At 34.4% G+C, this 11,829-nt stretch carries 6 protein-coding genes; 5 read left to right on the top strand and 1 reads right to left on the bottom strand.

Annotated features, from left to right (window positions below; all coding sequences use genetic code 11):
- The first annotated feature begins 384 nt into the window (after positions 1 to 384).
- Genes lysS through B0A58_RS13940 form a run of 4 tightly spaced genes read left to right on the top strand, consistent with a single transcriptional unit; the run spans position 385 to position 5,150 of the window.
- Positions 385 to 2,076, top strand: a complete 1,692-nt coding sequence (gene lysS / locus B0A58_RS13955; RefSeq protein WP_089081573.1) for a lysine--tRNA ligase — start codon at positions 385 to 387, stop codon at positions 2,074 to 2,076.
- An 18-nt stretch (positions 2,077 to 2,094) separates the two neighbouring features.
- The gene (locus tag B0A58_RS13950) at positions 2,095 to 3,114 is read left to right on the top strand and encodes an AAA family ATPase (RefSeq protein ID WP_089081572.1); all 1,020 of its coding nucleotides are present in this window, start codon (positions 2,095 to 2,097) and stop codon (positions 3,112 to 3,114) included.
- Complete coding sequence (locus tag B0A58_RS13945) at positions 3,111 to 3,623, top strand: hypothetical protein (RefSeq protein ID WP_089081571.1); 513 nt, start codon at positions 3,111 to 3,113, stop codon at positions 3,621 to 3,623. The genes B0A58_RS13950 and B0A58_RS13945 overlap by 4 nt, the downstream gene beginning before the upstream one ends.
- 57 nt (positions 3,624 to 3,680) lie before the next feature.
- Positions 3,681 to 5,150, top strand: a complete 1,470-nt coding sequence (locus B0A58_RS13940; protein WP_089081570.1) for a hypothetical protein — start codon at positions 3,681 to 3,683, stop codon at positions 5,148 to 5,150.
- A gap of 77 nt (positions 5,151 to 5,227) precedes the next feature.
- Here the strand turns inward: B0A58_RS13940 and B0A58_RS13935 are convergent, their stop codons facing one another.
- Positions 5,228 to 7,834, bottom strand: a complete 2,607-nt coding sequence (locus B0A58_RS13935) for an AsmA-like C-terminal region-containing protein (RefSeq protein WP_089081569.1) — start codon at positions 7,832 to 7,834, stop codon at positions 5,228 to 5,230.
- 557 nt (positions 7,835 to 8,391) lie between these two features.
- Here B0A58_RS13935 and B0A58_RS13930 point away from each other — a divergent pair.
- Positions 8,392 to 11,829: a hypothetical protein gene (locus B0A58_RS13930; RefSeq protein WP_089081568.1), complete on the top strand. Its 3,438-nt coding sequence runs from the start codon at positions 8,392 to 8,394 to the stop codon at positions 11,827 to 11,829.

Below are 11,829 nucleotides of genomic sequence, written 5' to 3'. Positions count from 1 at the left end.
AAGATTTTATAAAAAAAATCATTTCATAGCTGGGCTACGTAATTATTTTTTTGTGAAATATTTGGAGAAAAAGAGCTAGCAGATTGGGCTATTTTATAGGAGTGTTTGGTATAAATTCCAAAATTCTTGAGTTTAAAAATCAAGCAATAGGAATCAATTTATTTTGGTCATAATTTTTTAATAAAACTTGATTCATGCTTTACATTGAAGCACTGCGTTTTTGCGAGTTCCATTTCATACAAAATCCCATAAACGCAATGCAAATGAAACACTTTGACTATTTAGGTATGTATTTCAAACAGTCATTAACAATTAACCTCTTTTGAAATTGGAATCTATCTACATTTTAATTTATATTTGCACGGTTAAAAAAAATAAACAATCATGCAATTATCAGAACAAGAAATCATTAGAAGAGACAAACTCAACGCTTTACGAAATTTAGGAATCAACCCGTATCCTGCCGATTTATTTCCGGTGGATCACACCTCAAAGCAGGTGAAGGAGCATTTTGAAGAAGGCAAAAAAGTAGTTTTGGCTGGTCGATTGATGAGTGTTCGTGATCAAGGAAAAGCGTCTTTTGCCGAATTGCAAGACAGCGATGGCCGCATTCAATTGTATGTAAACCGTGATGTGCTTTGCGAAGGCGACGACAAAACACTATACAACCAAGTATTTAAAAAATTAACCGATTTGGGAGATTTTGTGGGCATTGAAGGCACTTTGTTTACCACGCAAGTGGGTGCAAAATGCGTGCGTGTTTCGCAATTTACATTTTTGAGCAAAACGCTTCGCCCGTTGCCATTGCCAAAAACAGATGACGAAGGTCGTGTTTTTGACGCCTTTACCGATCCCGAATTGCGGTATAGAATGCGATATGTGGACTTGGTGGTGAACCCTCAAGTAAAAGAAGTGTTTGTAAAAAGAACAAAACTTTTTGCAGCCATGCGAACATTTTTCAACCAAGCGGGCTACATGGAAGTGGAAACTCCGGTGTTGCAATCCATTCCGGGTGGAGCTGCGGCACGTCCGTTTATTACACACCACAATAGTTTGGATATTCCGTTATACATGCGAATTGCCAACGAATTGTATTTAAAAAGATTAATTGTAGGTGGTTTTGATGGTGTTTATGAATTTTCGAAAAACTTCCGTAATGAAGGGATGGACAGAACGCACAACCCAGAATTTACCGCTATGGAAATCTACGTAGCCTACAAAGACTACAACTGGATGATGAACATGACCGAAAACTTGCTAGAATATTGTGCCATGCAAGTAAATGGCACAACGGAAGCTACGTTTGGCGAGCATCAAGTAGATTTTAAAGCACCTTATGCAAGAGTTACGATGACTGATGCCATCAAGCAATTTACAGGTTTCGACATTACAGGTAAAACAGAGGAGGAATTGCGTGAAGCCGCAAAATCCATGGGAATTGAAGTGAATGAAACCATGGGTAAAGGAAAACTAATTGATGAAATTTTTGGCGAAAAATGCGAAGGCAACTTCATTCAACCTACATTTATAACCGATTATCCAAAAGAAATGTCGCCATTGTGCAAATCGCACCGTGATAATCCAGATTTAACCGAGCGTTTTGAGTTGATGGTTTGCGGAAAAGAAATCGCAAATGCCTATTCTGAATTGAACGACCCAATTGACCAACGTGAACGCTTTGAAGCCCAAATGGCATTGGCAGAAAAAGGCGATGATGAAGCCAATGGAATAATTGACGAAGATTTTTTAAGAGCATTAGAATACGGAATGCCACCAACCTCTGGTTTGGGAATTGGAATGGATAGATTAATCATGTTTTTGACCAACAATCCGAGTATTCAAGAAGTATTGTTTTTCCCGCAAATGCGACCAGAGAAAAAAGGTCCTGAATTGACCGAAGACGAAAAACACATTATCGAAATTTTAAAAGCTAACGAAGGAATTTCTATTGTCGACTTAAAAATAAAAGCTGATTTAAGCGGCAAAAAATGGGACGCTGCGAGCAAAGGCATCGCAAAACACGGCTTGATGAAAGTGGTGGGCGAACAAAAAAATGTGGAATATTTAGGGAAATAATACCCTTATCTTTGAAAGATGGAAAAAGCAAAACTTATAGTTAAAAATTTTGGCCCTCTAAAAGACATCGAAATTGAGGTTAGAGACATGGTTACTTTTATCGGAGCGCAAGCTTCTGGTAAAAGTACACTTGCCAAATTGCTTTCTATTTTTGAGGATGTGGATTTTAGAGAAGAAGACAAAGCAAGTTTTGAAGAAGCATTAAAAAAATATTCCATTTATTCGTATTTGAATGAAGAAAGCAGTATTTCATATATAAAAGGCACTATACATTTTCAATATCAATCCATACAATTTTCAGAAGTAAATGAAGAAAAAATAAGATGGAAATCAAGCACAATTCATTCCATTTTTATCCCAACCGAGAGAGCTTTTCTCCATTTAATTGCAGAAAATACCCTTGGTTTAATCAATAATAATGTTCAAATTCCGAAGCATTTATTAAATTCGGGGCAAGATTATGAAAAAGCGATTCAAACCATAAAAGAGCTTCCCTTAAATATTATTGACAAAAACATCAAATACAAACGAGAAGGAAAAACATCTTATATTTATCATAATGAAACCGAAAAGATAGATTTATTAGAGTCGGCTTCAGGCTTGCAATCTATTATTCCAATTTTACTTCTTGTTGAATATGCTAATACCTTAAAAGACAACTACAATTTCAACTTTGTGGTCGAAGAGCCGGAATTGAATTTGTATCCAAAAGCCCAACACGAATTGATTAGCTATTTGATTAAAAATTGTTTAACCGAAAGAAGAAATTTGATTTTAACAACTCACAGTCCATTTATATTAGCTTCGTTAAATAATTTGTTATTGGCTTATGACAAAGGGCAATCCAAACCCAAAGAAGTCGCTAAAATCATTAAAAAAGAATCTTGGCTCAATCCTAAAAAATTCATTGCTTACCAATTAAAAAACGGCAAAGCTTATAAAATAATGGATGATAAATTGGGGCAAATCAAAGAAAATATGATTGATAGTATTTCGAATGATTTTTCAGATGAATTTGATAAATTATTGGAGGTATGATTGCAGTAATTCATGAAGCTTTTCCAGAAATTCAAGAACGGGGCTGTGTAACGGAAATCAATGAAAAACATTTGTATGTAATTGAAGATCAAACCACTAAAAAAGCAAAATTTGTTTCAAAAACAGCAGAAAATCACTTGCATGTTGAAAATAGTTGTAGCTTTCCTTATTATTTTATTCAAAACGATGCTTGTGTCATGCAATTTGAAGACGCAAAACAATGTGATTATGTTATTTTCAATAAATTAGATTTTTATTTTTGCGAAATAAAAGTAGCGAAAAACAACAAAACCAAGAACAATCATAAAATAAATGCTTATAAGCAACTAGAAAGTACCTATAAATTTTACAACGATAAAATATCGTTTTCAAATATTATTTCACATGCAATCATTGTTTTTCCATCAAAAAGAAGAATAATACAAACAAGTAAATCCACAAAAAGAAAAGAATTTAAAGTGAAATACAAAATTGATTTGAGAGAAGGAAATTATATTATCTTTGAATAAATTTGTTTTAATTAACCCAAAACTAAAGTTTTTGACTATTTAAGAAAATAAATAACTATGAAAAAAATAATTATTCTAGCATTATTCGTTGCAACAACGGGTTTTGCACAAACTTTTAGATGGAGTGAAGGAACTGCCACTGTCGAAAATGAAACCGATTTTAAAATAGATCATTATTTTTATGGTCGGTTGTTTAAGGTCAAAACCAAATACAATCAAGATACTTTCAACAAAGATGTTATTGTTGATATTGTTGATCCAAAAGATGATTTTGAAAGTGAAGTTGTTAATGCCTCTTTGGAACAACCGGTTATGGGATTGAATATGAAAACATTAATTGATTTGTTTCATTTAAACGAAAAAAACTTTGTGTATTTTGTTACCGAATTTGATAGAAGCACCAAAATGAACCAACTATTTTGGAACACGTCCAATATCGATACTGGAAACAAATCAAAATACAATTTAATTACTTCTTTCCCTGGTAAAAATGGGGTCAATCCGGGCGATTATTATGTGGCTCAATCACCCAATAAAGCTTTTTATGTAGCATTAAAAGTACCTTCTTATGACAAAAAAGTCAATCAGAAAATTACGTTTACACTACTCGATAAAACATGTAAAGTTGTACAAGAAAAAGAATATGAATTTACATTTTCATCCAAACAATCTGGCAATCAACAACTTTTTGTTTCGGATGAAGGTGTTGTTTTTATGATTAAAGAAATTGATTTGCCAAAAGTGAAACCTTATAAATCGTTATATGTTTGGAATCCTGCCACAGATGCCGTTGTAGAAGAAAGTTTAAAATTGGATAACGATTTGCAAATACATCAAATCAAAGGGCAATTTGACGCCAACGATTTTTACATTCATGGTTTATATACGGATAAAAATTCACGTGATTTTCAATTTAGTGTTTCCTTTTCTGGTTCAGATGGTGTAAATAGCCTTGGGGTGCTTTGTGCAAAATTTGATGCTAAAGCTACACGAAAATACCTTACGTTAAATGAAACGGGTAAAATAAATGACTTGAATATTAAGAATTTTGTAGTTTCTGGAGACAAAACATGGGCCTTGATGGATCATTTATTTGTAATGAGCAAAAGACGTCCGTTAGCTCAAACCAATATGAAAATTATTAATGATTACACCTATTCAAACGATGGAATAGAAGTAGGTTTAATAGACAATGCTACTGGAAAATTGGAATGGTTACACAGTATCAAGATAAGCAATCCCTCATCAGTAAACGACAATGGCGATTTGTTGTCCTATATGTACACAGTGAACAATGATGGTGTTACCTTGTTGTATAACCAACACAAAAGTATTTATGAAAGTAAAATTCCTGTGATTCAAAAATATACCAAAACAGGAAAATTAATTAGTAATACACCGCTTTCAAATGTGTTGCCAAGCAAATATTCTTTAGATAATTCTACCTTTGTAAAGGTAGAAAATAACAAATATATAGTACGCTGTAAATTGGGCAGTTCTGTAAAATACGGGTATTTAACTCTATAAATCAGAAAGCCAATAATTTTATAAAAAGAAAAGGCTGTCAAATATATTGACAGCCTTTTTTTATATTACAAGAGCAATTATTTTTTCTTGAAAATACCATTGATCAACCCACCCGCTTTGTTGATAATGTCTGCTTTTTGGGCATCGGTTTTACTTTTATTAACGGTGTCTTTTTTGCCTTTATTCAACAAATCATTTAAGGCTGAAGTGCCTTTGCCAATGAGTTTGTCTTTTTGCTGTTTGGCTATTTGTGTAGCTAGAGCAGTAGATGCAGCTTTAATATCTGTGGTGATTTTTGGGTTAGAAAAATGGCCCGAAATAGAGGCATTTATTGGGATATTTTGAAGCTTTGCTACGTCATTTGACCCTAATTTTGACAATATTGCTTGAGCCTCGTTGCCCAAATATTTTGCGGGAACATCAAACTTTATAGTATAATTCATCGACTGATCAAACCCGTGTGTGCCGCCAACGGTGGCTTTTATATCTTGATATTTAATATCAAAAGGTTTGATGTTTACTTTTCCATTACTAAAATTGATCAATGCTTTGATTTCGTTGAGGTTTATTTTATTAACATCAAAAAATTTGATATTTGAAGATAAGCTGTTGAGCAAAGTAGCATTTTTGGTATTTACTACCGCCGATGACAATTGGCCTAATAAATCACCTGTAAGCGTATTCAAATTTGGCGTCATCGACTGAGCGTCTAGTAAACCATCTATTTTGATGTTTGAAGTAAATTTCCCGTTAATAACTCCTGCCAATGGTGCTATTTTTTTGAGCATATCCAACGAGGTAAATGTTTGATAAATATCTACTTTATCTAATCCTAAATTCATATCAAAAACAGGTGTTTTACCTTTTGTTGAAACACTACCGTCAAAAGCAATAGCACCCCCAAATATATTGGTTTTTATATGCTGAAGTATTACTTTTTGGTCGGCAATAGTCATGGTTCCCGAAGCATTTTTCAAAGTCAAATTGTCGTACAAAATGGTATTGGCTTTTGCCGAAATGGTACAATTCAAAAACGATGGAATTTTCGTGCTTTTGCCATTTGGGGTTTTAGTATTTGTTGGGGTTGATTTGTCCGAATTTGTTGCGGATGGAGTAGTGGGAGCCGTTTCCATAAAATCAGATACAGCCAAAACATTTGAAAACAAATTAAAATTACCTTTTAATTCTTGTTTTTTGAAAATAAATCCGTAAAAATTTTCTAATACACCCGAAATCGACATATCGCTTTTGCCAGTTGTAGCCTTAAAATCTATTAGCTTGATATGACTTGGATTAAATTGCAATTGGGCATTTTGAATAGCCATGTTTTTACCAGCGTTGTTATAATTAAAACCCGTTAATTGCAGAGTACCAGCGTTGTAAATATTTTGATAATCGTTATTAGTAACAGATTGCATATCAAACTTAGTGGTTACATCGGCATGTAGAACCCCCGTCAAAGGTTGGTCTAATTTAATAGGATATGCTTTAGAAAAATTACTCAAATTGATAGTGCCTTTTATAGCAGCATCAACTAAAGGATTGGTATTGAGGTTTTTAATCTGTGCTTTTGCCCAAAATACATCTTGGTCTATTTGAAATGACAGTTGGTCTAAATTGACAAAAGTATCGGCCATTAACCCCGTTTGATTGATGATTTTTGTATCGAGGATTAAGTTTTTAACCGATTTGGGCAAATTAGGATATTGAAATGAACCATTTTTGGATTGAATGGCCACACTAAATTGCGGAATAGTGGTTTTTGTTAAGGAACCTTTTGCAAAACCTTCTACAGTAAAATCGCCTGTTGTTTTTACGCCATCAAGTGTAGCAGCATAAGCTGTAGGGATTAACCCCAAAAAATTTTCAAAAGACGAAGAGGGTGTTTTAAATTTCAAATCATACACTTGAGCATCAGATAACATTTGGACAAATCCGTTAAATTCAAGTGGCAACTCGTTGATTTTGGCTTTATTTTCTCTAAATGTATATTTGTTCTGATTCAAATCAATGTCTAAAATGGCCTCCAACGATAAAGCCATGTTATTCATATAATTAACGTTGTTCATTTCAAACGAAACTTTAGCAGCTGTTTGGGTGTCTAAATTCAATTGTGCTGCTTTGAAATCGCCTTTGCCTTGATGATTCAACTCTTTGATAATCATTTTTAATTTTGATTTTCGATCAAAATACCTGATGCTATAATTTTCAATAGCATAATTCTCAATTTTTAAATTCAAAGGCTCGCTTTTTTCTGTTTCAGTAGTTGGTGCATGGGTTTTTAGGGCAATGTCATAATTGGCAATACCATTTTCATTTACAATTACATTGACAAAGCCATTCGCCGTACTAAAACCATCTATTTTTATGGCTTCGGATTTACTGTTGAATATTTCAGTCAATGCCATTTTCAAATTCAATTTTTCTACATATAATAAGGTATCACCTTCAAAAGGGGCTTTATTAATGATGACTAATTGATTGAGTTGTACAGTAGCATTTGGAAAATTCTTTATAAAACTCAATGAAGCATCTTCAAATTTCACATGTGCATTTACTTTTTGGTTAATGGCATCTGTAATTTTATCTTTGATTTGATTTTGAAATGCAAAAGGGAGTAATAGCAAAAGACCAAATAATAGAACCAATATGATACTTGCATATTTTAAAATTTTTTTGAACATAGTTTTCTTAGTATAAATAAAATTAATTTGAAATGCAAAGGTACATGTTTTATATTAAGAGGTTCTTAAAAAAAGATAAAAATTAATAGCTGATTAGTTTTGAAATGATAGGTTAATATGAAATATATAGCATAAAAAATATTTCTATTTTTAGCCTTTTAATGAAAAAAGGAGTGTTTGAAAGTTATATTTTAAAATGTATTTCAACGGTTGAAACTAACGTTTCGTCTTGATGAATTTTAAATCATAAATTAAAAATAGTAGATTTTATTTATAAAAAATTCATAAAATAATTTATTTTTTAAATATAAGTATCTGATAATCAAAATTTTAATTTTTTTTATTAATTTTTTATTTTATTTTTTATTTATATAATTTAAAATGCTAATTTTACACTCTAAATACTAAAGTAAATTTCAATTTTTTTTAAAAAATTACTGAATAAAAATAATGATTATTTTATTTATTAATTAAAAAAACAAGAAAATCCGTATAATTTATTTAAAAGTATTTATATAGCAAAATGTAATTAAAGCATGTAATTTTTCATTTAGTTTATGATAGTAATAAAACATCAAGATGTTCAAGTAGGTATTGGTAAAAAAAAATTAATAGTCTATAAAATGTTAAAAAAAATATTTTTTCTGCAAATAATAGTTTTGCTCTTGATTACGAGTAATAATATATCAGCCCAATCTCCTGGCGGAGTATCTGGGGCATCATTGTGGTATAAGTCCAACGTTGGTGTAACCAATGCTACCGGGGTGTCTCAATGGGATGATCAATCGGGTAATGCCCGACATTTGACACAATCGACAACGGCCTCACGCCCGGTTTATAATACTTCTAGCAATTTGATTAATTTCAATGCTACGGTTGGATTTGATGGTTCAAATGATGTGTTGAGTACAGGATTGATCAATCGTACGAGCTTGATATCGGGTAGCGATCCATATTCTAGTACCACCTATATTGTTTATCGAGCCAAGAGTACGAGTTCGGTGTTGTATAACCATTCCGACGGATCAGGCGGCACTTGGAATATAGGCGGTCATACAGGATTTGATATGATAGCCAATAGAAATTCCAACATTTCGGCCCCTACGATCAATACCATTCGTTTGCAAAGCACCCAAGGAATAACCAATGGTAGTGTTTTAACCCGAATCAATGGGACATCGGCCAATAGCACATGGACCGGATCTACAGTTGTAGGAGCTAGTGCTTCCTACAATTTTTGGGTTGGAGCTCAGGGTACCAATAGTTTTGGAAGCAACGAGATAGCCGAGTTGGTATCGTATCCTAACAATACCAATTCGTCAAACGAACGCCAACGAGTAGAATCCTATTTGGGATTAAAATACGGGATAACGTTGCCTTATAATTATATGGCATCAGATGCGAGCGTTTATTGGGATGCTACAACAAATGCTAGTTTTAGCAACAATATTTTCGGCTTGGGACGAGATGATGATTCAGGATTAGAACAACGACAAAGCCAGTCGATAAATTCAGGATCACAAGTTATAGTAAGTACAGGAGCTGTTTCGGCATCGAATGCGAGCAACAGTATTGCCGTTAGTGGCGACAAACAATTTTTGGTAATAGGCGATAACAACCAAACAGGCACAGTAGCCTTTGCCGACAGTTTTGGCGATGCGAGTGTTTACTCCCGATTAAAACGAGTATGGTTTGCCGACAACACGGGAAGTTACAACCAAGACACTCGGATTTTGATACCCACGAGTTTGTATGGAGGAGCGAACAAACCCAAGCTGATCTTGAGCAGCAACAGCAGCTTTAGTGCCACATCAAGTAGCACCACCAATACGTATATAACAGCCGAAACGGCCACGGTAACAGTAAATGGATTGAGTTATTATGAATACAAACTCACGGCAAGTCAAGTATCGTCTGATTTTTATTTCACAATCAGTTCCATTACGGCACCAGGAGGAGTAGCTACAGGATTGCGAGCATGGTTTAAGGCCAATGATGGAGTATCGAGTGGAGCACAATGGAACGATGCGTCGATAAATGGGAACCATGTAGTGCAAGCAGCGGCAAGCCGCCAGCCTGTACTGACACAAAGTGCCACAAATGGGGTTTATGATTTCAACTTCAATCCTTATTTTGATTTCAAACCGACCAATCAAACCTATTTTTATAAATTAACGGGCATAATGGGTACCAATGCTACGGCAGGATCTTTGTACAGTACAGCCCGAAGTGCTACAGCAACAACAGGAACTTGGCAAACCATTGCGGGCTTTGGCGACGACAATCCGAATTTGTCTCAAGCAACGGATAATTATCAAATGTGGCGATCTGGAGGTCAAATATTTAGCGATATTTATAACGTTCAGAGCTTACCAGCACACGGAATCAGTATGTTTTGGTCTGCAACAAATGGCAATAATCTATCCTTAAACGGGAAGTTGATAGCCTCTGGCAATGCCTCTGGCGATATAACCGACAACACATTTGTGATAGGTTCCGAGGGCTACAACGTGTCGGCGGCGACAGGAGGAAATGAACATTACTTTGGAGGGATTCCCGAGGTGATTGTTTATAACGAAAACCACGCTTTGAATAGTGTAGATCGTAATAAGATAGAAAGTTATATGGCATTGAAATATGGCTATACCTTGAACCAAACCACGGCACAAAATTACGTATCGTCTAGCGGTATTGTGGTTTGGGATGCCACAGCAAATGCTACCTACAAAAACAATATAGCGGGCATTGGCAAGGATGCATTTTCAGATTTGCATCAAAAACAATCCAAGTCTGTCAATTCGGGTAATCAAGTTATTATGAGTACTGCCTCGTTGGCAGCTACTAATGCTGCCAATACGACCGATATAAGCGCAAACAACCAATTTTTAGTTTGGGGAGATAATAATTTGACTGGGTTTACCTCTTTTAGTGATACTTTTGGCGATGCTTCAGCATTTTCCAGATCGTCCAGAGTATGGTTTGTGGACAATACAGGCAGTTATGCACAGGATACAAGAGTATTAATTCCATCTGCCATGTTTTTTGGATCGACTACACCAAAAATTATATTAAGTAGTACGAGCACTTTTAGTGCTACGGCTAGTTCAACAACCAATACCTACATTGCTCCACAGGCTTCAAAAGTTACTTCAGGAGGAGTTTCGTATTATGAGTTTATTGTAAGTGCTACTCAATTAGCAAATGATTTTTATATGGCTTTGGCTAATGGAATAGCTCCTGGAGGAATCAATACCAATATGAATTTATGGGTAAAAGCAGATGCTGATTTGACACCTTCTTCGGGTACAGTTACCAGTTGGTTGGATTTAACAGGTACAAACACCTTTAGTATTACAGGAACACCAACAGCCAATTTAACAGGCGCAAACTTTAATCCTTCAGTTGGGTTTAATGGAAGTTCCTTATTTGTTGGAAACACTTCTATCACTCATGTTGATGCCTTTTCTGTGGCCAAAATTGTAAATGCAACTGGTGCAAGTGCATCGGGTGCTGTACTAGGAGATAAAGTTAGCGGAGCCGCAAGTTACTTCTTTCATACAGAAGGTGGTAATTTTTATATCAGAACAGCAGGTACTGCTACTGGAATTGCTTCTGCAAACAGTATTCCTTATACTTTAATGAATGCAGATATGAGTGAAACAGGTACTCAAACCATCAAATTGAATGGACTTTCTACAAATAGTCCAACAGATATTCCATCTTATACTTCTACACCTTTGATTGGTTCTAGACAAGTGAGTTCAACGGATAATTTATTAGCAGGGTCAGAAATATCAGAAGTCATCCTTTATGATGCTTCTAAATCTGTTGATAGACAAAAGATTATTTCGTATTTAGCTTTGAAATATGGTATCACCTTAAATCAAAATACAGCTCAAAATTATATAGCTTCTGATGGCACTGTTTTTTGGAACGGAACAACAAATTCGTCTTTTAAATATAATATAGCGGGTGTTGGTGTTTCAGCCCCTTAA

The organism is Flavobacterium branchiophilum NBRC 15030 = ATCC 35035, assembly GCF_002217205.1.
In the GTDB taxonomy this organism is placed as follows: Bacteria; Bacteroidota; Bacteroidia; order Flavobacteriales; family Flavobacteriaceae; genus Flavobacterium; species Flavobacterium branchiophilum.
Note: the sequence above shows the minus strand (reverse complement) of the source record. Positions and strands in the feature narration are given on the sequence as shown.

Bases quoted from the DNA above. Each gene is read 5' to 3' on its own strand.
- lysS (WP_089081573.1), top strand. From the start codon at position 385: ATGCAATTATCAGAACAAGAAATCATTAGAAGAGACAAACTCAACGCT.
- B0A58_RS13950 (WP_089081572.1), top strand. From the start codon at position 2,095: ATGGAAAAAGCAAAACTTATAGTTAAAAATTTTGGCCCTCTAAAAGAC.
- B0A58_RS13945 (WP_089081571.1), top strand. From the start codon at position 3,111: ATGATTGCAGTAATTCATGAAGCTTTTCCAGAAATTCAAGAACGGGGC.
- B0A58_RS13940 (WP_089081570.1), top strand. From the start codon at position 3,681: ATGAAAAAAATAATTATTCTAGCATTATTCGTTGCAACAACGGGTTTT.
- B0A58_RS13935 (WP_089081569.1), bottom strand. From the start codon at position 7,834: ATGTTCAAAAAAATTTTAAAATATGCAAGTATCATATTGGTTCTATTA.
- B0A58_RS13930 (WP_089081568.1), top strand. From the start codon at position 8,392: ATGATAGTAATAAAACATCAAGATGTTCAAGTAGGTATTGGTAAAAAA.